Source organism: Rhodopirellula baltica SH 1 (assembly GCF_000196115.1).
In the GTDB taxonomy this organism is placed as follows: Bacteria; Planctomycetota; Planctomycetia; order Pirellulales; family Pirellulaceae; genus Rhodopirellula; species Rhodopirellula baltica.
Map to the genome: position 1 here is coordinate 1,439,630 of NC_005027.1, position 23,289 is coordinate 1,462,918.

General features: G+C 55.3%; 19 protein-coding genes. 8 read left to right on the forward strand and 11 right to left on the reverse strand.

What is annotated here, in order from left to right:
* Positions 1–2,520, reverse strand: a complete 2,520-nt coding sequence (locus RB_RS05480; protein WP_164921567.1) for a DUF1592 domain-containing protein — start codon at positions 2,518–2,520, stop codon at positions 1–3.
* Positions 2,521–2,659: 139 nt separating this feature from the next.
* The gene (locus tag RB_RS05485) at positions 2,660–3,841 is read right to left on the reverse strand and encodes a retropepsin-like aspartic protease family protein (protein ID WP_231846247.1); all 1,182 of its coding nucleotides are present in this window, start codon (positions 3,839–3,841) and stop codon (positions 2,660–2,662) included.
* Positions 3,842–4,156: 315 nt separating this feature from the next.
* Between RB_RS05485 and RB_RS05490 the strand changes: the two genes are divergently transcribed.
* From RB_RS05490 to RB_RS05505, 4 genes are all read left to right on the forward strand, one after another.
* On the forward strand, positions 4,157–4,405 hold the full coding sequence (locus RB_RS05490; RefSeq protein WP_007339473.1) for a DNA gyrase inhibitor YacG: 249 nt from the start codon (positions 4,157–4,159) through the stop codon (positions 4,403–4,405).
* A gap of 271 nt (positions 4,406–4,676) precedes the next feature.
* Positions 4,677–5,156 carry a transcription elongation factor GreA gene (gene greA, locus RB_RS05495; protein WP_007339475.1) on the forward strand — a complete coding sequence of 160 codons (480 nt, stop codon included), beginning with the start codon at positions 4,677–4,679 and terminating at the stop codon, positions 5,154–5,156.
* Positions 5,153–5,911, forward strand: coding sequence for a hypothetical protein (locus tag RB_RS05500; RefSeq protein ID WP_011119024.1), 759 nt, complete (start codon positions 5,153–5,155; stop codon positions 5,909–5,911). The genes greA and RB_RS05500 overlap by 4 nt, the downstream gene beginning before the upstream one ends.
* Before the next feature lie 575 nt (positions 5,912–6,486).
* Positions 6,487–7,716, forward strand: a complete 1,230-nt coding sequence (locus RB_RS05505) for a DUF1559 family PulG-like putative transporter (RefSeq protein ID WP_449314177.1) — start codon at positions 6,487–6,489, stop codon at positions 7,714–7,716.
* A gap of 108 nt (positions 7,717–7,824) precedes the next feature.
* Here the strand turns inward: RB_RS05505 and RB_RS05510 are convergent, their stop codons facing one another.
* The 3 genes from RB_RS05510 to RB_RS05520 all read right to left on the reverse strand — a co-directional run bounded on the left by RB_RS05510 (position 7,825) and on the right by RB_RS05520 (position 12,090).
* A complete protein-coding gene (locus tag RB_RS05510; protein WP_164921568.1) occupies positions 7,825–8,433 on the reverse strand; it encodes an NfeD family protein in 609 nt (202 codons plus the stop codon).
* Complete coding sequence (locus RB_RS05515; protein WP_164921569.1) at positions 8,433–10,697, reverse strand: NfeD family protein; 2,265 nt, start codon at positions 10,695–10,697, stop codon at positions 8,433–8,435. The genes RB_RS05510 and RB_RS05515 overlap by 1 nt, the downstream gene beginning before the upstream one ends.
* A gap of 121 nt (positions 10,698–10,818) precedes the next feature.
* Positions 10,819–12,090 (reverse strand): dicarboxylate/amino acid:cation symporter, encoded by a 1,272-nt coding sequence (locus RB_RS05520; RefSeq protein WP_164921570.1) that lies wholly within the window; start codon positions 12,088–12,090, stop codon positions 10,819–10,821.
* Positions 12,091–12,284: 194 nt separating this feature from the next.
* Here RB_RS05520 and RB_RS05525 point away from each other — a divergent pair, with 194 nt between their 5' ends.
* Positions 12,285–14,063 (forward strand): MFS transporter, encoded by a 1,779-nt coding sequence (locus tag RB_RS05525; protein WP_011119029.1) that lies wholly within the window; start codon positions 12,285–12,287, stop codon positions 14,061–14,063.
* 39 nt (positions 14,064–14,102) lie between these two features.
* On the opposite strand, the gene RB_RS05530 is transcribed toward RB_RS05525, so the two are convergent.
* A complete protein-coding gene (locus RB_RS05530; protein ID WP_007328128.1) occupies positions 14,103–15,257 on the reverse strand; it encodes an endonuclease/exonuclease/phosphatase family protein in 1,155 nt (384 codons plus the stop codon).
* Positions 15,258–15,607: 350 nt separating this feature from the next.
* Between RB_RS05530 and RB_RS05535 the strand changes: the two genes are divergently transcribed.
* Positions 15,608–16,750 (forward strand): multiheme c-type cytochrome, encoded by a 1,143-nt coding sequence (locus tag RB_RS05535; protein ID WP_011119032.1) that lies wholly within the window; start codon positions 15,608–15,610, stop codon positions 16,748–16,750.
* Here RB_RS05535 and RB_RS05540 read toward each other — a convergent pair.
* The gene (locus RB_RS05540; protein ID WP_011119033.1) at positions 16,722–17,651 is read right to left on the reverse strand and encodes an aldo/keto reductase; all 930 of its coding nucleotides are present in this window, start codon (positions 17,649–17,651) and stop codon (positions 16,722–16,724) included. The genes RB_RS05535 and RB_RS05540 overlap by 29 nt on opposite strands.
* 115 nt (positions 17,652–17,766) lie before the next feature.
* On the opposite strand from RB_RS05540, the gene RB_RS05545 reads away from it, so the two are divergent.
* Entirely contained in the window at positions 17,767–18,282 is a 516-nt protein-coding gene (locus RB_RS05545; RefSeq protein ID WP_007328132.1) for a hypothetical protein, read from the forward strand.
* A 128-nt stretch (positions 18,283–18,410) separates the two neighbouring features.
* Here RB_RS05545 and RB_RS05550 read toward each other — a convergent pair whose 3' ends face one another.
* The 3 genes from RB_RS05550 to RB_RS05560 all read right to left on the reverse strand — a co-directional run bounded on the left by RB_RS05550 (position 18,411) and on the right by RB_RS05560 (position 20,104).
* Positions 18,411–18,944 (reverse strand): hypothetical protein, encoded by a 534-nt coding sequence (locus RB_RS05550; protein ID WP_007328133.1) that lies wholly within the window; start codon positions 18,942–18,944, stop codon positions 18,411–18,413.
* A 212-nt stretch (positions 18,945–19,156) separates the two neighbouring features.
* Positions 19,157–19,414: a hypothetical protein gene (locus RB_RS05555; protein WP_007328134.1), complete on the reverse strand. Its 258-nt coding sequence runs from the start codon at positions 19,412–19,414 to the stop codon at positions 19,157–19,159.
* 21 nt (positions 19,415–19,435) lie between these two features.
* Entirely contained in the window at positions 19,436–20,104 is a 669-nt protein-coding gene (locus RB_RS05560; RefSeq protein ID WP_231846249.1) for a HEAT repeat domain-containing protein, read from the reverse strand.
* A gap of 409 nt (positions 20,105–20,513) precedes the next feature.
* Between RB_RS05560 and RB_RS05570 the strand changes: the two genes are divergently transcribed.
* On the forward strand, positions 20,514–21,626 hold the full coding sequence (locus RB_RS05570; protein ID WP_164921572.1) for a hypothetical protein: 1,113 nt from the start codon (positions 20,514–20,516) through the stop codon (positions 21,624–21,626).
* 169 nt (positions 21,627–21,795) lie between these two features.
* Here the strand turns inward: RB_RS05570 and gnd are convergent, their stop codons facing one another.
* Positions 21,796–23,274 (reverse strand): decarboxylating NADP(+)-dependent phosphogluconate dehydrogenase, encoded by a 1,479-nt coding sequence (gene gnd / locus RB_RS05575; RefSeq protein ID WP_011119037.1) that lies wholly within the window; start codon positions 23,272–23,274, stop codon positions 21,796–21,798.
* Positions 23,275–23,289 lie beyond the last annotated feature (15 nt).

Below are 23,289 nucleotides of genomic sequence, written 5' to 3' on the forward strand. Positions count from 1 at the left end.
TTAGCCTCGGTTTAAAAATGGAGTGCTTTGAATGATGGCATGAATCAACTCGCGAGTTTGCAAGTCGTTTTGCAACATCTGATTTCGGATCGAGTCGATCGTGCACGCGTCGGCTTCTTCCAAACTTCTCGCTAGGGCGAAGCCAAGCATGCGTCGGATGTATTCGTCGAGGAAAGCGTCTTGGCGAGCCATCAGGACAGCTCTTAGTTCATCAACGCCCTCGAATGTTTCTCCGCTGGGCAACCGCCCCGAGCTGTCGATTTTCGGAAGCTTCGCGATCGTCTCAGGTGCCTTCTCGATCTTCTTCTGCCAATCCTCTTCGCTTGCTGAGCCACGTTCGTGGTCACGCCATCGACCGATCACGTCGAAGTTTTCCAATGCGAAACCGATTGGATCGATCAGGTCATGGCAGGCGGCGCAGGTCGGGTTCTCTCGGTGTTGTTCGAGTCGTTGGCGGACAGTCTTTTTGCCGTTCTCTTTTTCACCGCCTGGCAGCGATGGGACATCCGGCGGCGGTGCAGGCACTCGCGTTCCAAAGATTGTTTCCAATACCCATGCACCTCGAAGCACGGGACTGGTTCGCCGCGAATAACTGGTCAGCATGTGAACGGCACCCAGTCCTAGGGCACCCGTGCGACGCGACGCTTCGGGATCGTCCGCGATGCGAACGGCAACGAATCTTTGTTGGTCGTCTTTTAGTTTCTCCGCAGCGGTTTCCATTCCGTAGTGCTTGGCTAGCCGGTGATTGATGACGACTGTGTCGGAATCGATCCAATCCGTCACCGGCCGATTTTCGCGAATCATCCAGGCCATCGTTTGGCCGACTTGTTCGCGCAGGTCGATCACAAGTTTGTCGGAGTATGCCGGTTTGAAAAAGTTGGTGTCGGGGATGACCGTGTTTCCAACCGCAGTGGTTCCGAGCCACTGGCTAGCAAACGCATCCGCAAAACGTTTCGATCGCGGGTCGGCGAGCATCCTGTCAACTTGTTTGCGAAGATTCTCAGGTTGGCTGAGCTCACTACGCTCGGCCAGGTCCAGCAATTGATCGTCGGGGATCGAATACCAAAGAAAAAACGAAAGCCGAGTCGCGAGTTCCAAATCCGTGATGCGATGAAGGTGCGATTCATCGGAATCGGATTCACTGATGTACAGAAAATTGGGAGATGTCAAAATTGCCTGCAGGGCCAGTTGAAGTGCTGCTCGAGAAGTTTCGCCTCGAGCAACCACATGATCGAACAAAACCATCCAACGTTCGGTCGTGGTTTGGTCGATCGGACGCCGCCAGGCTCGACGGGCGAAGCGAGTCAAAACCAGCTCCGCATCTTCGCGAGACACCGGATGAGTCAGCGGGTCCGCTTCTGGTGAGAGCCCCAAGATCGTTGCGGTTGCGGTCAGTCGTTTCTTCAGCGAGTCGCGACCGTATTCTTGGAACCCGCGATAGAACTTGGGCCCGAGTTGATCGATTGAGACTTCAGAGTTCTTCAGAGCGAAATCGCGGACGACGTCGGACATTTTTTGCCGATCGCGTTCGATCTGTTGGCCTTTGCGGTATTCAATTCGAGGCAATTGAAACAAACGAACATGTGCGATGGTTAATGAGGCTTGGTCGTTTACATCGCTCGCGGCGGAATCGATTTGGACAGCAATGTGGTGCTGGCCTTTGGGGAGTGACAGTGTCATCCAGTGGTGATCGTTCTCTCGGCGGCTCTGATCCAACACGGCCGCGACGATGCCATCCACACGCACTTGAACGCGAGTGTCGTCCGGAACATCTCGTGGTAAGCGAATGGATAGTCCGTATGTTTCGTCGGTGCTGCAAAGCATCGTGTGCGTTGCGATGGAGGCTTCGCCGTCCGGTTGAAACTCAACCAGCCGCGGCGTGAGCACGATCGCTTCATCGATGACTTGGGATGCCACCTCTAAATAGCGTTCCATCAACAGAGGTGGCATAAACAATGTTTCGCCGTTGTTGTTGAAGCCTTCGCCGCCGCCTCCATCGGCGGGAAACGTTTCAACGAAATCAAAGTTCAGACTGGTCAGGTCGTTGATCGCATGTGTGTATTGGTCGCGATTCAATCGTCGTGGCACAGGACGCCCCGCGAATTCACCACCATCGCAGGCGGTGGCCTTCAAGTGATCTTCAATCCATCGGTTGAGTCGCAGTCGTTCCGCTTCGGTGGGCTGGTCCGCATCCGCGGGAGGCATTGTGCGATTGTGCAATTGCTCCGCCGCACTGGACCAAACTTCGCGGCGACGTTGGATCTCATCGACCGTGATTGACTTTAGAAAGCCGACGGGAGCCTCGTCGTCATCTGGCGAATGGCAATCGCCGCAGTAGTCGACCAGCATTGGACGGATGTCGTCTTCAAACGCCGTTGTCGATTCAGGATTCGGAATTTCGGCCGCACCGATTTTGTTTGGTTCCTCGCCAAGGCAGGACGATTGCTGCGCGAGCAGGGCAAGCAAAACGATCGACGCGAGAAAAGCCGCGTGCGATAAGAGGGAGAGCCTGGTTGGCATGATCACTCGGTGGGAAAAGCAAGCGCGAGCAATTCACGAGTGCTTTCGAAGGTGGGGCGAGGTGGCGGGGAAGCCTGTGGTGGGGAACTCATTGTCGCCGCTGGCGGAGGGCGATGCAAGTTTTGCAAGCTCCAGTTTTCTAAGGCGACGTTTCGACTCGCAGCATGCTGAGGCTTTTCTGCGCGGCGTCGATTTCGAATTTGAACTCGCCCAGATAACTCATCCCAAGCATCGGATCGGCTCGCGTCGCGATTGGCTCCAGAACCGCACAAGAGACATTTTTCGCTTCGAACTGGCCGACGCGCACGGAGTCCAGTTCGACTCGTTTGGCTGAGATCTCGTCACCGTTGGCCATCACGAGACGCAGGAGTGGTGCGTCCGTTGGGATTTCAACTTTGAGTTCTTTGGCTGCTTCGGCGGTCAACGTCACCAGCGTTGCACCGCTGTCGACGATCATGCGAATCGGTTGGTTGTTGACGCTGGCGGTCACATAAAGCGAGCCGTTGCGTTCGATTTCCAAAGGAATCGATTCTGAAAAAACTTCCTGCTCGATCTTTGCGAGTCGTAGCTCGATCGTTTGCAAAATGTCTACGGCCGAGATCGATGCGGGAACGCCCTGGTTCGCATTCATGACTTGGACCGCGATCTTGACTTTGGGATCTTCCAGTGTTTTCGCGAGCAACGTTCGCAGTGCATCCAGGTCCTGCCGAATCTGGAAAACGGATTCTGCGTAGTCGGCTTGTTTGGAATTGAGTGAGGACCGTTGCTCGTTGGCTTGTTCTTGTGTCTTGGTTCGTTGTGACCGAAGTTGGCTGACGCGAGTTCGGTTGGCGTTGATCAATGCGACGATTCGATTGTTGGACGCGACATCGTTTCCCGCGACGCGCGCTAATTGCAAATTCAGTTCACCGTCTTGATTCTCCGAAGCGCGGATTTGGTCGTTGATCTGTTGGACTTGCCCCAGCACCGAATCCAGTTCCTTCTGTTGCAGAATTAATTCGCGTCGCTGTTTGACCAAAGCGGTCATCGCTCGAGCGATCTCGGCGGATTCATTCGCGATCAATGACTTGCCGCTGCGGCGCAGTCCCGCCTCGTGCAGGATTTTTTCTGCCTTCGCTTCGACACTGGCGGAGTAACGAGTCGCTCTCGCCGTTTCGGTGGGCTGGTCGTTGGTCTCGGTGGGTTCCTGTGCCGCCGCGTCCTGGACCAGAGCGTCGTTGGCCGGCGCTGGTACAGAGCCGATTGTGGCTAGGCAGATCGCAGCCATCACTGACGCCCACACCGACGAGCGGCGATGCGGACCTTCAGTTGAGTCCAACACCTGTGACGATTGGCGCGGTCGGTTGCTCGTTTGGAGGCGGCGATGGCATTCGGATTGCATCGGGCGAGCTTGACGAAAGGACGTGAGAAAGCCAGTTTGATTGACAACGGTGTTGCGGACCGAGGATTGACTCGATCGAATCCTGTCTGCAGCAAATGGTTGCAGCGAGACTCGCGTGTCGAAGCCTCGATCACGTGCAACCATGACGATTGTAGCAAGCCCTCCTGCGGGAGGAGGCTTTTTCCACCGCGAGATCACCGAGTGCGTCGCGAAAACGATGCGACTTGACCAACCGAATCGACTGAGGAGCCTTGCATGGAACCACCCGTCAAAATCAATTGCCCAACGTGCGGCCGCCGTTTTCTATCGGATGAGACGCCCGCGATGCCGTTTTGTTCCAAGCGGTGCCAGCTCATCGATCTCGGACGCTGGATGAACGAAGAGATCGGTTTGCCCCATGAAGGCGATCCCGGTGACGCACCCGTCGAGTACTTGGACGACCGTGATCTGACGCAACCAAGTCCCGAGCGGCAAAACGAGAGCTTTCATCGATACAGCGAGTAGCAGAGCGGTAACTAGTAGATCGAGAGTGACCAGCGGCGAGCGAATTGGCTTGTGATCCGAAGGAAAGGGCATCGCGGATTTTCGCCTTTGAAAGGGTTGGATCGAATGGTTGGTTGGCTTTGAACAGGAGCCCACCATTGCCGGCCGATTAGGTCCTGGGACTGGACTTTTCAATCCGACTGGTCGACAATTGCGGTTTGCGAACGAACCTTTCCCTCGGGGAAGGTTTCTTTTTTTATGTCTCCAGCCAAACACATGTAGGATCGCGACAATGGTTGAATCGGTACCAATGACCCGAGAGGGCTACAACAAGATCAAGGCCGAGATCAATCGCATGGAAAACGAAGAAATGCCCATGATCGTCCAGAAGATCGCGGAAGCTCGTGAAGAAGGTGACTTGAAGGAGAACGCGGAATACCACGCGCAGCGTGAGAACCAAGGCATGTTGATGGCGAAGATCAACGAGCTGCGTGACAAGATCGCTCGCGCATCGATCATCGATGTGTCGTCTCTTCCCAAAGATGAAGTTGTGTTCGGTTGCACCGTTACGGTGGAAGACGTCGCCTATGGCGACGAAGAACAATTCACATTGGTGGGGGCTGGCGATGAAGATTACGACAGTGGCAAAATTCTCGTTACCAGTCCGTTTGGTCAGGGGTTGGTTGGCAAGAAGGTCGGCGAGACGGCTGAAGTCGACGTGCCAGCAGGTAAGTTGAAATTCAAAATCCTGAAGATCGAATTCAATCTGTGAGCTCAGCCAAAGATGACAGCGAGCCGGCACCGGAGATGACCGGAGCTGGTGCCGATTCAGATTCGACGCCCGGTGGCGACTCGAAACCACAAAGCAGCACCCCGGAACAACAAGAACCGGGGTGCATGCCCATTGTGGTTGCATGCACGCTGCTGATGGGAATCGTGTCGTTTGTCTTTTGCGGTGTCACGACGTGGGTGTTGTTTCAAAAACGCACCGAAGTCGCGATCCGTACATTGGTGGGTTACGTCGACGTGATCGAGCAGAGCCTGTTGCCACCGGACGAGAAGAAGTCGGTCATCGCTCAGTTGGAATCGACGATCAAGGAAATGCGAGCGGATGACTACCCGCAAGAAAGGGCGTCCGCGGTGATGCAGCGTTTGGTGCGTTTACCGATCCCGCAGTACGGCGAGTTGGACGTGATCGACTCGTTCGTCCAAGAAAACTTTGGCGACGATGAACGCAATGACGCGCTGAAACAGATTTCTCGGTTGAGGCGTGCAATTGAGCTTGGAAAGGCAACGGTGATTGACGTCAATGACGTCTTGTTACCAACAACCCAAGTCGACACGACGCACCCGCTCGGCCGTGTGCTGAAGCAACCACTTGCGGCCGAAAATATTCGCGAAGTGGTCCAGCGAGCGAAATTGATCGGCGATCGTGAGAAGCTGGCCGACCAGCCTTTCGAACGCAAGCCAATCGATGAGATCTTGAAACGAGAGCTCACCGCCGCGGTGGATCAGGGCGGCTTCTAAGCCCTTTTGTTCGGTGTGAGATACCTTCGCGATTCATGTTTGAATTGGACGTAGGGTTGTCGGCGTTCGCTTCGCGACTCGCACTCGCTCGACGCTCTGCCTGTCTGAGGCATTGTCGCGATGTCCAATTTTTCGCGACGCTGGCGATCGTAGCCATTGACGATCCGCCAAAATGTCCAGCTCGAGATTGCTTGCAAACAAGATCGGCAAATGGCGCTTTAGATTGCTTTTCCGCCGTGAAACTTTGCTTGGCCAACATGATTTTGGCTCAATGTCGACGCTTCCATCGCCATCGTTTTGAGAACGCCTCGCATTTGGGGGGCAGTGGATCTCCGGCGATTTGTTGGCCGATTGTCGTTCAAGCTGCCAGAAAGGCACGCAGATGGCCTGCGTGTGACCGCAAACATCCGCCAGTCCGCACGAGATGGTGCGTTAATCCCCCACTCGAGCGAAGGGAAGGGTGTTCTGAGTTGCAATTCCCGTCGTGGCTTGGAATAATGGTATCGCTAGCGATCGAACAGACCGGCGACTGCCGGATCGCGTCGTCTCTTATCTCTTCGCCTATGGACACCGCCATGAAAACCAAACCATCCGGTTTCACTCTCGTTGAATTGCTGGTGGTGATCACCATCATCGGCATCTTGATGGGCCTGCTCATCCCCGCTGTGAACACGGCCCGGGAAACAGCTCGACGTAATCAATGCAGCACACAGATCAAAAACTTGTCCTTGGCGGCGATTCAGTATGAGAATACTAAAGGTGAAATGCCGGGGTACGTCCAAAGTTTCGGGCGTCACGACAGCTATATCGATCCATCGGACCCGAGCAACTCAGGTGCCGCGCTGGCCCCTCACATGAAAATCGGGACTTGGGCAGTCGCTCTTCTTCCTTGGTTGGATGCTCAGCCAACGTATGAGCACTGGAGCGAAGACCGTTATCCAATCCTGCACACCAACGTTTCTGGTGCTGAACATGAAGCAACTAGTGGTGCATCTGGAGATGGTTTCCACTCGTTAGCAGCACCGAACTTGGCAGTCATGCAATGTCCAAGTAACCCGGTTGCAGTCGGCGACTTTGCGAAGAACAGCTACATTTCAAACAATGGTTTGTGCCACAGTTCGGGGCCATCGAGCTTTCTTAATGCACCGTCAGGTTCCAGCGTTTTCGCTGAATCGCAGAACCGGGCCAATGGTGTGTTTAATTGCAAGTACAACGTTACCAGTGTGAATTCACGAGGAGACGGTGTTCATGAATTCGAAGGACCGCGAGTCCGCTTGGATGACTTCAAGGATGGAGCTGGAAACACAATGTTGTTTGCAGAGAGTGTTCAAGCTCTTCCATGGAGCCGTGCTGGTTTCATCAACGCTAGCAACGTGACGCTCGCCGATCCAGCTCACAAAGACGTTGTTTTTGCGGTCGAGAACGCCCGTTATGTTCATGGGATGGTTTGGCACTATGCCGATCCTAAGAACTCGGATGCCGCTTTGGCGTCATTTTGGAACAAGAACGGCAACGCTGCTCCTCAACTTCCAAATGCCGTTGTAGGTTTCTACAGAATCAACGGTGGTGGCACTTCTGTTTCAGATGAAATCTTCAACTTGCAAATGACTACAGCGAATGCCGCTCAGATTGCACGTCCTTCTTCGGCTCACACCGACGGAGTAAACGCGGCAATGGCTGACGGTGGCACGCGGTTCATTGCAGATTCCATTGACTACCGTGTCTATCAGGCCTTGCTGACACCTCGCGGGAAAAGCAGCAACGTTCCATTCCCAGAGTACGTCTACAGTGACGAAGAAAACTGAGCGTCTGTTCGCCAGCTAGTTCAACGAAGACGGTGTCCCTCGGGATGCCGTTTTTTTGTATCTGGACAGAAGGTAGTAACGCACGCTCAGTAGACTGACGACTGGATCTCAAATACCAAGGTCGTCGAGATTGACTTCGTCGAGTGTTTTGGCGGAGTTGGGAGACACGTCGGGGGAGCTTGTTTCTGCCGACGTGGTGGCGGGTTGAGATTGGGGTTCGTCAGAGGTTGCTAGTCGGACTTGCAGATTGCCGGCTTGGACTCGGACGACCTTGATGGGCTGCCCCGTGTCGATTGGCATTCCGGTGCTGACCGCATCGACCTTGTGGCCGTCGACGATGACCCTGCCGGCTGGTAACAGGTTCGATGCAGCGACTCCGTAGCGGCCTACCAAGTCAGAGAGTGGTGTACCGTCGGGAGCTGTTGCAGTGGGCATCGTGCTTTTCGAGTCGCTTGAACGCCGGTTGAGGACTTCTTTGCCAATTGCCGTTTGAGGCCAGAGTCTCAGGACGATGCTGAGCAGGATGGGTGTCAGTACAAGCAGTGCGAGTATCACAGCGAGGGCAAAGTTGAGGCTGACGGTGAATGCGATCAGCACGGCCGTGATTGCTGCGGCGATGGCGAATAGCCCGAGCAAGCCTGCACTCGGGACAAGGATCTCGGCGATGGCCAGTGTGAAGAAGAGCACCAGCAACCCGATCGTATACAGAACCGGCATCAATCCACCGCCTCGACGGTGATACGGTTTCCGAGCACCTGAATCACGCGAATGGATTGACCGGCATCAATTGCGGTGGCATCGCTCACGACAGGCACAATTCGTTCACCAAATCGAGCTTTGCCGCTCGGACGCAGTGGCGTGGTCGCTTCTCCGGTTTGTCCCATCAGATCATCGTAGTGGGCTAAACGCTCGGATTCATCCAGGTTCGCCTCGGGCACTCCCATCGAAAGTCCCGTCGCGAGTGCCGCTTGGGGCAGATACATCCGGACCAAGATCATTCCAAGAACGCAACCTCCGAGTCCACCGAGTGCGACCCAGAGGCCTCGCGTGAGTTCGCCGAGCTGATAGGCGTTCTGCGGAATCACAAACGTCTGACTCATCAGCATCACACCGATCGCGGTCAAAATCAGACCACCGACTCCGAAGATACCGAATCCGGGCAGCACAAAAATCTCGATTCCAATGCATGCTAGCCCCAGTCCAAACGCGAGAAGTTCGGCCCATTCGGCGGTTCCCGCCAGGTATTTGATCCAGAAGAAGAAGGCGAAGCAGACCAAGGAAATGAATCCAGGAAGGCCAAGTCCAGGGGCGCTCGCTTCGATCGACAGCATCATGAAGCCAATCACGAGCAGCGACATGGCGAGACCGGTTTGGCCTCCGAGGCGTTCGACCCAGCGGACGAGCCCGCGGTCGGAAAGTTCGGGCGGAACCTCGTTCAAACCCACCGACGAGGCGGCTGTCTGAAGCGATTCGGCAGTCGCCTCGGCCAATCCTAGTTCAATGGCTTGAGCGGCATTCAGTCCGGTGGCGAGTTCAACTTTTTCCATTCGTTGCCAGTCACTTGGGGCGTCCTCGTTCGATTCCTGGCGAATTTGTTCCGACGTGGCGTACCGGACTCGTCCTGACCGACGGTGAACGTAACGATGCACAGAGATCGACGGATCCAGCATTCCGCGAATCAGTGCGGCGCTGCGTCCTGTTGATTCGGCGATCATGTCGATCAATTCCGATTGCCGTCGCACATCATCGGCCGACATCGCATCCGCACCGCTTCCGCCAATGGTCGCTTCAGGTGACATCAGCAAAGGTTGGCAGGCCAATGCGATCAATGCTGCGTCGCCGCGAGCTTCACCCGTAACCCAACCACCAACGGACTGGATCGCGATGCCGGGATCAGCCAACGAGGCCGCGAGTGAGGCACTGCGATTTAGATTGCCACCGGGAGAATCGATGGCAACCAGCCAAGTGTTCACGTCCGGTGAATCGATTGAAGCCGCTAGGTTGCTCTGCCAACGGCGAACTCTGGATCCGGTGATGTTGCCTGTGACTCGGACCAGTCGCCCAACTGCCTGGTTGATTGACCGTGGATCGTCGCTTTGCAACTCCTTCAGTTCCAGCCAGTCTGAGACGGTGGCCACTGAATCAACGACCGCCGCAGCAGCGCGGATCTGTCGAAGCTGGTTGGCATCCAGTACAAGCGGTTCGCCCGCATTTGCCAAGGTGGTTTCAGACGCGACCCGTCCATCGGCTCGATCAGCTAGGAGCGAGTCGCCCGATAGAAAGCTTGATTCGCCATCGATCAAGTTGACCTTCGCGACTTCCAGCCCGGAATCAACCAATCCATCGACCAGCTCAGAAGGAATCAAAGCTCGACGCCGAGCGATGGACTGATACAGAACACCGATCGTGTCATCGAGCTGAGTCTCGAATCGACCTGCATCGCCAATTGAACCAGAAGACGAAATCAGGATTGTTTCGGAGGCCAGCGGAAGGAGCACGTCGTGGCCGCTGACCGCTCCATCAACCCAGGCAACCACCCGGACACGCTTGAGATCGGCACTGGAAATAGTCCTCGCGATCTTTAGAGCGTCCTCGAACGCGGTTGCTCGAGTGGAAGCCGCTCTGTTGCTATCCCGTGTTGGCTTGTTCTCAGACGGCCTGTCGGCAGCGACTTGATCGGCTGAGCCAGATTCTCGCAGTCGCAAAACCACGGTGGTTCGGCCATTGTCGGATGCGTCACCTCGTTTAGACGTGACAGCAATCTGAGACAGCCGGCCCAAAATTTGGTCAACATCGCGGCCGGTCAGCGGTGAGGGCACATCGATCAACACTCCGGTTTCTGGAGTCGCGATTGTTTGTGCCCATCCCGGCCGGACGAAAAGCATGCAGAGGGATGCGAACATCAAGCACCAAAGCGATCGCCCCCAGCCGGGGACAACGCTGTGCCGGAAACCAACTAAGACGAACCATTGACCGTTCATGCCCAGATTATACGGCGGATGGAAGGCGAAAGACCATGACAGGTCCATTTCGTCCGCGATTATAAAGGTCGTCTGGCGTTTAAATTATGCGAATTGCACGGGCGGGATGTCGTTGCGGACTTTAGGTCGGCGTTGTGGGTTCGGCGTCGGGAATCGTTGTCCCCACAACCGCGGCGCCGATGCTGTCCCCGAGCACATTGACCGCGGTTCGAAAGCGATCCAGTAGCCAGTCAACGGCCAGGATCAGTCCCAGATACTCCAGTGGCAATCCGACGGCACCGAGGACAATTAGCATCGTGACCAGTCCGGCTTCTGGGATTCCGGCTGCCCCAATAGCGGCTAATGTCGCGGTGACCGCGACGATCAACTGATCCGACAGCGTGAGGTCAAACCCGATAGCCTGCGCGATGAAGATCGCCGCGGCGGCTTCGTACAACGCGGTGCCGTCCATGTTGATCGTTGCTCCCAGAGGAATCACGAACTCGGTTGAGCGTTTGGAGACACCGGCTGATTCGGCGCATTCCAGCGTGACCGGTAGGGTTGCAGAAGAGCTGGCCGTCGAGAACGCGGTCAGCAACGCTTGGCTCATCGCCCCCATGTAGTGATAGGGGTTCTTCTTGGTCACGACATAGTAAATCAAAGGAAGCACGATGAATCCATGAATCGCTAATCCGATGATGACCGCGGCGAAGTACCAGCCGATTTGGCTGATCTCCTCAAAGAATCGCCCATCGGCATGCGCCTTGCCAAAACGTGCGGTCACCAAACAGAAGATCCCGATCGGCGCGAGTTTCATCAGAGCCAAGACGAATCGCAGAAGAAGGTCATTTGCTTCGGTGACCAAAGTCGCAATTGAGCGAACCCGATCCATCATCGTTGTCATCAACGCACCGATCGCGATGGTGAAGACGATGATTGGCAACAACTGCGTGTCTGCTGCGGCGGCAAACAAGTTGTCCGTGATCAGCATCAATGCCAAGTTCTCCAGCACGACGCCCATACCCGGTGCTTCGGTTTGCCCATTGGGCAGTTCTGCTCCCTGAGCGAATTTTTCCAGGACCGCGGGATCAACCGTTCCGACTCCAGGCCGAATGACGTTCACCACGATCAGTCCGATGACGACGGCCAGGACGGTTGTGCATAGGTAGTATCCCACCGCGGTCGCACCTGGTCGCCCCAATTGCCGGACGTCGCCCAGCCCCAGCACGCCGCACATCACTGATGTGAATACCAGCGGAACCACAATCATTTTCAACGCTCGGAGAAACAACTCACCGCCGATTTCGAAGTGAACCGCGAATTCCGGCGCAGTCAGTGCAACCGCGATCGCCGCCACAATCGCACCCGCAATCCAATACGTCAGTGACTGATTGTGCTTGGGTGATTCCGTCATGCTTGTATCCCTTGGAGCGTCCATCGCGCGGCGTTGTCTCTTCACTGCGACACAAAATAGCGGTTTCTTTCCGACCTCGCACGGCACCCGCGAGGAGTGCGACCTAAGTTTTGGATGGAATGGTTCGTCCCCCACCCTCATGTAATTCATTTGGCCATCGGCCACGCCTTCGCCCAATCAACGAGTAGCCTTGGATGCCCTCCTCAAAACGACGTAACACTCGACGTGCAGCAGTCGGCAGCGTTTTGTTCTCGGCCGGTCTCTTTTGCGGGACTCTCGTCGCCGTTCCCAAGCTTCACCGTGCGTTGTCATCGGAGCAAACTCCGGTCGAGATGACTTGTGCAGAGCTGGTTCAATATGGAATCGGTGAATCCTCGGTCGTGCGATTGACCGACGCAACCATTGCGGAGCCATCCGAAGAGATGGAGTTCGCCATGTTGGAACCGGATCCCAACCAATCGGCCCCGTTGCCAGTCGGAACGGGAATGCGAGCTTGGATGTCAGGTGACAAAGTCGCGATGGCAAAATCAACGATCGCGAAAACACTCAAGCATCCTCGTTCAAAGAAACTGATCGATCAGATGGTTCGCGGCGAAGTCATTCCACGTGACTTCATCGGCGCTTCGATGCCACAACCATTGAAGTTGTCACCAGGACGAGACATTGCCTCGTTGGCACTAGAAGAAGTGAAGTCGACCGGCACCTTGACCGCATTCGTTGCCGAGGACCCAACGTCGAAATGGATCGCAAAATCGGCTGACTACCTTGGTCTCGAATTGCCCGAACCGTTTGTAAAGGCGGCTGAAATGGATCAGTACTCTTTGCATCCAGTTTCGCAAACCGAAACCAAGTCCAATGCGGGGCTTTGGGTAGGCGGTTCTGCTTTGGCGATGACTCTGGGATGGCTGCTGTGCAGTTCGGCAGGATGGGGGCTTTGGATTGTGTTTTGTCCCATCGCCGCCATCGTTGGATTGTTCGGACTTCCTTTGCGATCCGGTCGTGGCAACCGAGTGACATGGACACTGGCATTCTTCGCAGGTGTGATCAGCTTGGTCGCGGCCTACGGATTGGCCTTTCAACTCGGAGGACTTGGGCAGGCTCAATCGATATGGACATTGCAAGCCGCCGGATTTGTTGCTGCTTGTGGTGGCACGGCGTTGTTGCTGGGGATCCGCGGAAGCGTGAAAACGAAGCGAAGCATTGCGTTGTCGCCTGGTTCGTTGGACGACTTGATCGTGCCAGAGAAAGGTCGTTCGAAACGTGCGAAGCCCTCGAAGAAACAAAAGGGTTCCAAGAAGAACAAAGGCATGGAAGTGGATGCAGACCAGTACGCAACCACAGGCGTTCAACAAGACAAGCTGCAAGAAACGCTGAACAAGAACGCCAGCTACTCCAGAAAATACCTGGATCCGCGTTTGAGCGTGCCGGCCAATGCACAACCATCTCCCGAAGCGATGGAACACAATGTGCTTTGGCAAAAGGCCGATTTTGAAGAACCGCTGTTGGTTGAAATTGGTCGCGGAGAAGCGGCGTGCTACGCAACGATTCAGGTCGGATGTCAGAACCTCGTTCTCGGAATGACCGATGAACTCGACGGGAAGGTCCGCCTGCGAATGATCAGCATTCTCGAAGACGGGCATTGCCTCATCAGCGTTGACGATTCATATCAAGACCTTCAGGTTGCGGGTGCAAATGAGCATGCGACCTTGGCGGTCCACGAATCGATTACCGCACCCAAGCTGTTGGCAAAGCACTTGGAAAAAGCCGCCGACTTGGCAGAGCAACGAAATGCCGGTTTGGTGACATTGGACACCAACGAATGGCGCGATGTGGTGCTGCTGACGGAACGGGTGATCAAGTCCGTTCTGCACGACGAAGGACATCAAAAGTGGGACATCTATGACATGGCCTACGGCCGGTTCGCATACCCAATCCAGCCAGTGCGGATGTTCCAGGACGCTTCACCCGTCTGAGTCGAATGAACTCGTCCAGTTCACCAATCTGGTAAACAATCACCGAGGCGGAATTTCGTAGACTCCGAATTCCGCCCAAACCGGCATGTGGTCACTGACTTTCAGTGCTTGCTCTTCGGTGATTCTCAATGCGGCTTTGAGGTCCAGCACACCAGCTCGACCTGTGAATTCTCGCGTTGTTGCGGCGTCGATCAGTATGTGATCGTAGGTCTTTGTTTGCAGCGTGTTGGTAGGTTTGTCGCCGACCAGCGATGTCACGTTGGGGATGCGTCCTGTTTCGAGCAACCACTGAGTGTCGACATTCAAGTCGCCCATCAGGATGAAGTCTTCTTCGCCTGTGTTTTGATATTCGTACATTCGTACGCTATGAAAAACGTCATCCAATACGTTCATCTCATTTGCTGGCGTGTCACCGATGCGTGAACCGACTTCGTCGGGATCCGTGTGTGCATTTAGCAAAGTGAATCGGAATGGTTTGCGAGTCGCGGTTGGTGTGACACGCGTTTGGAAACTGGCGACCATCGGAGCACGGTGCATGCGATCAAGGTCGTCGTTGACCAAGTAGTCTGACTCGGGGATCAAGTCGATGCGATCGGTGTCCCAAACGTATCCGTATCGCTCGGTCTGTGAAGTTCTGCCTTGAGGGGCGCTCACGGTGGCATCGTAGCGACCACCTAGGCTAGCGATCTCGTCGAGCAAGCCATTCATCGGCAGTGCAGGATCACCTTTGATCTCTTGGATCGCGACGACGTCGAATAGCAAACAGACTTGAGCGAGTTGACGCATCACGTCTGGCTTTTCCGATTTGCTCTTGCCAAAGACTTGAATGTTGAATGTCGCGATGCGAATCGACGTGTCGTTTTTCTGCTCGCGTCCGCTGACGGGCGTGACCAAACTTACCGGAGCAATTTGGCCGATCGGTGCTTTTCCGGAATATCCACGGGACGCCATTTGTTCGGGCGTCAACGATGCTGCCAGCGGATCTTCATAGACCGGTTCTTCGCTGCCTCGCAACGAATCCAGGCTCGGCAAATTGACCTGTCCGGTCAACGCCGCGATGACCAACGCGATGACACCGGTGACTGAGATTCCTGGCGTGAACCAGCGCAGCAATGAGCCGCTGGATCGACGAGACCGCCGCCGCGAATTGGACTTATCGCCCCAGATCAGTTTCCATAACAGTTTGATCACCACGGCCTCCTTGCCGCGTGTATCACAAGCTCACTGGCGGTCGCCGAGAATCCTTCTCGATGCGTTCCAGTGGCTCTTGCTAGTCACTTCTTCTGTTTCACGAAATGTCGACGCTGATTGCCTTCGTGGCGGGGCGCAACAAGATCGCTCGATCACAGAACCTGCTTGGGCGATAGTCAATCCGTTTCAATCGCGTCAACTGCAATATCACGTCCACACCGACCAACCATTGCGAACGCATCCCCCGGTTGACCGATCGTGCCACTCGCGTCGAAGCGAAACAGAACGCACGCAATCGTGTCGTAAATTTGAACGGCTAAAACTGTTTTGTCCGCTGTTTCAATTGCGTCCACATGTCATTCTGCATCAACCGTCTTCCAATCGCATCTGTGATCACGGGGCTGGTCCTCGCCATGACCGCCATCGGATTGTTGCAGATGCCCAGCACAAAGAATTCAGCACCGGAATTGGATGCATCGGCGGATGACCTGATGCGGTGGGCTCCCGCTCAAGGCGGCGTGTTGGTCAGTTCGGTGGTCGATACCGCAAGCGTCGCGGGAGCGGCGGCCAAACCCGTGGATCCACATCTGACGATGGGCAGCGAGACATGCATCAAATGTCATGCAAACGAAGTGAAGGTGTGGAAGGCAACACCTCACCATCGCACCTTTGATGAGTTACATCGTCGTCCGGCGGCAAAAGAAATCGCATCCAAGTTGGGTGTTCGTTCCATCAAGCACGACGGACGATGTGTGCATTGCCACTACACGCAAAAAGTTGATGTGGCGTCGGGTAATGTTCACGCGATCGAGGGTGTCAGTTGCGAATCGTGCCATGGTTCTGCCAAACAATGGTTGGACCTGCACCATGACTATGGTGGCGAACAAGTCACGCGTGCAATGGAAACGCCAGAGCATCGACAGCAACGTTTGGCACAAAGTGTCGCCGCCGGAATGCGAAACCCCGTCAACGTTTACTTGGTCGCACAGAGTTGCTTGCGTTGCCATACGACCGCCGACGAAGAACTCGTTAATGTCGGTGGTCACCCGACCGGTAGTTTGGATTTCGAATTTGTTTCATGGAGCCAAGGAACGATCCGGCACAACTTCATTGATTCCGATGGCCAAACCAACGACCAAAACACTCGCGATCGATTGCGAGTCATGTTCGTCAGCGGCATGATCGCGGACTTGGAAGCCAGTCTTCGAGCGACTGCCGAGGCGACTGAAAAAGCAAAGTTCGGTGTCACCGCCGCCAAACGTGCCGACCGAGCCGCGAAACGTTTGCTTTCAGTCTCTCAAAAAATCGACTCGAAACAGCTCGAAGACGTTCTCATGATTTACAGCGGCGTGACCTTGAAACTCAACAACCGTGAGCAACTCATTCAGGCAGCTGACGCGATTGCCGAGATCGGTTTTCGCTTCGCTGCGGAAACAAACGGTCACGTACTCGAACCGCTCGACGCGTTCATTCCTCCGGCGAATCGCTGGAAGTAGCGAAGAGTTCGTTGACTTGTCGGCGCACTGCTTTGGGAAGTGGGCCCGCGGTTGCAAACCCGGCAATCTGATCGGGACGATGAGCGCCAACCAACGCGGCGGTGACACCAGGTTGCGATACTGCCCACGAAATTGACAAGTTCGCAACCGAACGTCCGGTGTCGGCGGCGATTGCCTTGAGCTTGTCGACGATGTCATGAGCCCTTTCGCGGGCGGCACCCTGAAAGATCGGATAGTTTGGCCGGCTGTCTCCCTCGGCGAAGACATGATCACGCTCAATTTTGCCGGCCAGCAATCCTTTCATGAGCGTCCAATAAACCCACGCGTCGCAGTCGTGTTCTTTCGCATCGGCAATCTCGTTGGAAAGAGCATCCTGTTGAAGTCCATTGAGCGGACACTGGATCGCTGAACACGGAACGACGCTCGCGAATGCCGCACGTTGTTCGGGGGTGGCGTTGCATACCCCCACGCGTTTTGCCATGCCGCGTTGCATCAATCGTTGCAATGCCCAGGCACTCGCTTCGATTGGCACTTCGTCATCGACGCAGTGCAACATCAACGTGTCAAAGCAGCGAGTGCCAATGCGTCTGAGCGAGTTCTCGGCGTCGACAACCAGTGTCTCTGGATTGCCATCGTTCACGCGGACGCCGTCTTCACCGTAGCGTTGTCCAACTTTACCGATGATTTGGATTTCATCACGGGTTGGCCCGTCCAAGTCCTTCAGAGCTGCCCCGAGGCGTACATCCGCCTCCCCCTGCAGGCCATAGCTGTACGCCGTGTCGAACTGACGAATTCCCGCGTCGATTGCGGCATGAATGGTCGCGATTGCATTTTCGCGAGTGACGCCAATGGTGGTGACTCCCGCGATGGGCCAGAGCCCCAGGATGATGTGTTGGTTCAAAACAGTTGCGAGAATGAAAAAGGGAACTAAGTTGGGCGCAGGACGTGGTTAATTCGTAGTGAGAATTGACGATCGTTCGATCCGATGACCTCTAGAAGAACAATTCAAAAGCAAGATGGCAACGACACCCACCAAGGCAACGACAGTTGCTCCCGGAATCACCCGAGTCGAAAAGAACAACTCGAAAGGATACGTGGTCCGCGTTTGCCGCGATGGAGTGCGGAATTCAGAATATTACTCCGACAAAATGTGCGGCGGAAAACGCAAAGCTCTTCAGTTGGCAAAGCAGAGCCACGCCGCTTTGTTGGAAGTCCTGGGGCCGGCCAATAACTCGACCAAAGACAAATTGACCAGTCGGAATACCACTGGCAAGGTGGGGGTGCACCTGGCCCACTCCGTCGACAATCGCTATCCGGGATGTGAATACCAAGCGTACTGTGCGTCTTGGAAAACCGAGGATGGGCGACGGCAAAAGATCAGTTTCGCGTTCAATCGCTACGGCGAAGATGAAGCGTGGGAACTGGCCTGTCTGGCTCGCGATTATGAAACCGTGGACCGAGAAGAGGTGCTCGCGATTCGCGAAAAACAGTTGAAACGAAAAAGCCGGAAGACCAAAGCTCGTCGGAAATAGACCGCGAAGAATTCGATCGCGAAAAACTCAACGGGTTCGGCGAGCAATCGTCGAACCCGTTTTTGTTTGCGCGAATCAGTTCTTTTCGCAATCAACGAGCCGTTCGTTCCACCGGCATTTCAATCGCATCAAGACAGCAACAATTGCTGGCCTGGTTCTGCATCGTCAATTTCGCGTCGAATCTCACGCAGCCCGTACGCACACAGTTCGAACTGATCGCTCAACCGGTTGAGCAACTCGCAAGGCGGTCGAGATTCGTCGGCTTGGATCGTCGATGCGATCTTGTACGACCGTTTGCCGTGTTCGAAGTAGTTCAGCAATTGATCGGGTGAATCTTTGCCATCACCGCGCACGGATTCAGGAAACATGCCCGACCAAAAGAGTGTGACGTCACCAATGTGTCGATGCACTTCACGTTTGGCGATCCCGATCCGACGTTCGGCTTCGCACAACAACTGGAAGACTTCCGTTGCCGGGCGGCCATCGTTGCGACGCATTTTGTGAACGGCGTCGATGCGAACGAACCGCAACATCAGGTCACTGACGTAACCGATCAACTGGACGTCCGCGACGCCCAACTTGGTTTGAAAAATCGATTCACTCAGTCCGCTGAGAAAGCGATCGAGTGCCGATCTTTTTTCAGGTGTGTGTTCAGCTGCCATTGCTTCATCCCCTTGTTCAGGCTGCGAAAGGGGGCCAATTGAAAGACCTGAAATCCACAAGTAGTAGCCCACTCACCCAAAGTCAAGACATCTTTTGTAGAGCTTGATGCCCCCGCTGGTCAAGCAAAGTGGGCTCGAGACACTTGGTGGTACGTCTTTGGCAGCGAGTTTGATCAGACGCGATTGTTGGAAAACAGCGTCAACTGATTTGCTTACTGATTTTGGTTGAGCGTTGCGGGAGGCGAAGCGTAGGTTGGCCGGATGCCATTGAGAATGGCCGCTCCGCAAATTGCAGAAAGGAACGCGATCAACAGCCAAGCACAGCGTGCGACCAACAGTCCATAGTGCTTTTGAATCGCTGCGATGGAGCGAATTTGATAGGGAGCCATCCAGGGGCCGATCGCAATCGCGGTCGTGATGGCTGCGATCAGCAATGCCAAGCTGCCGACCAATGTGTCATCGTGAATCAAGACTACATCCTTCGCTCGAGTTCAAACGTCGCTTTGACGCAAACGGCGACGGATGACTCGGCGTTGCATGCGAGCCGTTTCGACATCAGGGTTGATATCCAAGCAACGATTCAGTGCATCGAGTGCTTTGTTGCCCTTGCCAAGAAGCACGCGGACTTTGGCGAGACTTTGCCAAGCCGTGTAATGGAATCGACAATGCCACAAACATGATTGGTAAGCGGCTTCGGCCTTTTCGAAATCTTCCAGTCCATGCCAGCAAATCGCGAGCTGATGGTGAGCTTCCGCGTACAAAGGAGCTTGGTCGATCAACACCATCGCGGGTGACAAAGCAGCTGCGTATTCGCCACCGTCGTTCAAGTGAATGACGCGAAGCAGTTTTTGATGGTGCAGTGGAGCGGCGTCGCGAACGATGACCGAATGAAAGGAGTCGTCCGCGACCAATCGCACGCCGCGGTCGCTATCCGAGAGAGCCCGGCCTAAAAAATCGACAGAACGGCGGTCGCCCAACATCCCCAAAGCTAACGCGGCAGCTCGGCGATGTTCGACTTCACCTCGAGAAAGCAGTGCGGTCAGCGTGGCCGAGGTGTAGTGCTCATCGACGTCGTGAGCAAACCGGGGTGCGTCCGCGGAGCCGAGGTATCGCCGGTAAGCGGCGACTAGGCGAGTCGTGTGGACGATGGGAGCTGTCACGTTCGATTCCACCTTGGGCTAGTCAGGACGGTCTGGGAGGATTGGGCGGGTCAAACGGCCTGGAGCCGGTTTTTCACTTGCAATTTGGCTGCTGTGGTTTGACTTCTCGATGTTAGACCGATCAAGCTGTCGGGCAAGACGGCACACCAAAAGAACTTTCCAACGCACGGATTGTCGGATGCTATCCCAACCACTTTTCCTCGTTGGCTTTCCGCGTGCGGGAGCTTGCCGAACCAGCCAAAATACGGCGAATGTGCCGACGACCCAACGTTCGGTCCAAGCGAAAGATTTGCGGATCCGATCATTTCGAGAAGATTGGAGAAGACTTTTCGCGGCCGCGGTTTTGGGGGCGACGTTTTCCGTTTTCTGCGGGTTATCGGCGTTTTGTCAGCCCCCAACGGACACCCCGGTGCAGGCATCCGCATTCACCCGGACCGTGATCACGGTGTCGCTGGACGGTCAAACGGCCGAAGAGGCGATCAATCAAATCGTTTCGCAGGTGAGCTCGGGAAGTCCCGATCGACCCTGGACGTGGTGGCGGGATGGCGGCGTCGACCCAAACGAAATCGTTTCGCTAAATTTGGCTGGCGGATCTGCCGCCCAGGCGATGACCCAACTGACGCGTCCGTTGGGCTGGGAAGCTTTTCCGATCCCGGGGGTTTTGCTGGTCGGGAGACCAGAATGGATCGATCGGACGCTTGGCACTTTGGTGAGTTCTGCGAAGCCAGAATCCGTCGATCTTCAGTGGCCAAGAGGAACATCGTCCACGATGGCACTGAGTGCCGTTCTTTCGAAAGCAGAGAATCGACGTTTGAAACTGCAGGACGGTTCATCAGAAGAAGCGACTGGCGTCCGTTGGTTGCCGCACGATGTTTGGCCGGAAGGCAAACTGCAGAAGGTTGACCCATGGCATGTTGCATCGTTGATGTTGTCGGAGTTTCAAATGGCTGCACGCCGAGGCACACCGCTGGCGAGGCTGCGATCCCGCGATGAGTCTTTGCCGGACGGAGTTCAATTCGTCGAGGCGACCGACACGGACTGGAAAGACGTCAAGTTCTTGATGAACTATCCGATGGAGGATGGCGAAGCTGAGGTTCGGCGGGCGGTTCAGTCCGTTGATGCGACCGCGTCGTTTCGATCTGGCCGCGATCCAAAGTCGCGCAAGACGACGTTGCGCGTGCACACGATTCCGGCTGGTCATCGTGCGGCGCTGGCGGCTCATTGGAATGCCGCTCCGGCACCTGCCCAAATTGCGGCGTCCGGAAGAGAGGCCACCTACGATTTGAAGCTATTGAACAAACCCGCCGACGAAGTCCTTTCGCAATTCGCGGGCGCGGCGGGAAAGCAACTGACGATTGACGACGATGCGAAGCTGCGAAGTCAAACATTGGTGAGCTTGGATGCAGCAAAGCAAACGCTTTCGCAATTGGCTCAGACGATTGCTTTGCAAGCCAACCTCAAAGTTGACTGGGGCGAGCAAGTTGTCCGCGTTAGCTTGCCGCTTGATCAGCCTGGCGAGTGAGTAGGGCTGGCGGTCTATCGCGACACTCATTGTTTGTGCTGTAGGTGTTTGTGCTGTGAACTTTGCCCGAGAAGACAGGTTGCGATCATGACACGAAAAAAGGCCGGCGTGTGCCGACCTTTTTGTGCGAGACCAATCAGTTGATCAATCTTTCGTTGCTGATTGCAAACTAAGCTTTGGGCTCTTTGCGAAGTTGAATCCACTCGCTGTGGAAGGTGCCTTCCTTGTCGACGCGTTGGTAGGTGTGAGCACCAAAGTAATCGCGTTGGGCTTGCAGCATGTTGGCTGGCAAGCGTTCCATGCGATATCCGTCGTAGTAGCACAATGCGGTGCTGAACGCGGGAACCGGAATGCCCATGATCGAAGCGATGGCGACGACCTTTCGCCATTTTTCTTGTGCGTTTTCGACTGCGTCTTCGAAGTACTTGGCCAGCAGCAAGTTTTCCAGGTTTGGATCGGCGTCGAAGGCTTCTTTGATGCGATCCAGGAACTGAGCACGGATGATGCAACCACCTCGCCATAGCAATGCGGCGGCACCGTAGTCCAAGCCCCAATTGTGCTCGGCCGATGCGGCTTGCAGTTGAACAAAGCCTTGCGCGTAAGAAACAATTTTCGAAGCGTACAGTGCTTGGCGAACCGCTTCGACAAACTCAGCACGATCACCAACCAACGATTGAGCGATCGCACGCATTTCAGGGTTGGACGATTCAGCGGGACCGTTGAGCGTCTTGCTGGCACGAGTCCGTGCTTCCTTTTGTGCCGACAAACCGCGAGCGAACACGGCGGTCGTGACCAGGGTGCTGGGGACGCCAAGGTCGAGAGCCAGTTGGCTCATCCATTTACCTGTGCCCTTTGCACCGGCAACGTCCATGATCTTGTCGACGAGGTATCCGTCGCCGCCTTGGTCGTCTTTGACGCTGAAGATGTCGCGAGAGATTTCGATCAGATAGCTTTGCAGATCACCACGGTTCCATTCGTCGAAGACGTCATACAGTTCGTCATTGGACAAACCGCCGAGTTCTTTCAGCAATTGATAGGCTTCGCAGATCAACTGCATGTCGCCGTATTCGATGCCGTTGTGAACCATCTTGACGTAGTTGCCCGCGCCACCGGCACCGAGCCATTCGCAGCAAGGGATGTCGTTGTTGGGTCCGACCTTGGCTGCGATCGACTGGAACATTTCTTTGATGTGAGGCCATGCTTCGGCACTTCCGCCGGGCATCAATGATGGGCCTTTGAGGGCACCTTCTTCGCCACCGCTGACGCCGCAACCGACGTACAGCATTCCGGCTTCTTCGACTTGCTTGGTGCGGCGTTCAGTGTGAACGTAGTACTCGTTACCACCGTCAATGATGATGTCGCCGGGTTCGCAGTGTGGCAGCAATTGCTCGATCAATGCGTCGACGGCGGGGCCGGCTTTGACCAGCATCATCAGTCTGCGAGGTCGTTTGACTGATTTGACGAATTCTTCGATCGAGTGGCAGCCGACGAAGTTTTTGCCCTTCGCACGGCCTTCCATCAAAGCGTCGACTTTGGACGTGGTGCGGTTGTAGACGGCGACTTTGTAGCCGCGGCTTTCGACGTTCAAGGCCAGATTTTCGCCCATGACGGCCAAACCAATCAGGCCGAAATCACAATCACCACTCATAGCTGTACTTTTGTT

Excerpts from the sequence above, each read along its gene's own strand:
- RB_RS05545 (WP_007328132.1), top strand. The coding sequence starts at position 17,767 with ATGGCAACGACACCCACCAAGGCAACGACAGTTGCTCCCGGAATCACC.
- gnd (WP_011119037.1), bottom strand. The coding sequence starts at position 23,274 with ATGAGTGGTGATTGTGATTTCGGCCTGATTGGTTTGGCCGTCATGGGC.
- RB_RS05480 (WP_164921567.1), bottom strand. The coding sequence starts at position 2,520 with ATGCCAACCAGGCTCTCCCTCTTATCGCACGCGGCTTTTCTCGCGTCG.
- RB_RS05520 (WP_164921570.1), bottom strand. The coding sequence starts at position 12,090 with ATGACGGAATCACCCAAGCACAATCAGTCACTGACGTATTGGATTGCG.
- RB_RS05515 (WP_164921569.1), bottom strand. The coding sequence starts at position 10,697 with ATGAACGGTCAATGGTTCGTCTTAGTTGGTTTCCGGCACAGCGTTGTC.
- RB_RS05550 (WP_007328133.1), bottom strand. The coding sequence starts at position 18,944 with ATGGCAGCTGAACACACACCTGAAAAAAGATCGGCACTCGATCGCTTT.
- RB_RS05490 (WP_007339473.1), top strand. The coding sequence starts at position 4,157 with ATGGAACCACCCGTCAAAATCAATTGCCCAACGTGCGGCCGCCGTTTT.
- RB_RS05535 (WP_011119032.1), top strand. The coding sequence starts at position 15,608 with ATGTCATTCTGCATCAACCGTCTTCCAATCGCATCTGTGATCACGGGG.
- RB_RS05525 (WP_011119029.1), top strand. The coding sequence starts at position 12,285 with ATGCCCTCCTCAAAACGACGTAACACTCGACGTGCAGCAGTCGGCAGC.
- RB_RS05505 (WP_449314177.1), top strand. The coding sequence starts at position 6,487 with ATGAAAACCAAACCATCCGGTTTCACTCTCGTTGAATTGCTGGTGGTG.
- greA (WP_007339475.1), top strand. The coding sequence starts at position 4,677 with ATGGTTGAATCGGTACCAATGACCCGAGAGGGCTACAACAAGATCAAG.
- RB_RS05510 (WP_164921568.1), bottom strand. The coding sequence starts at position 8,433 with ATGCCGGTTCTGTATACGATCGGGTTGCTGGTGCTCTTCTTCACACTG.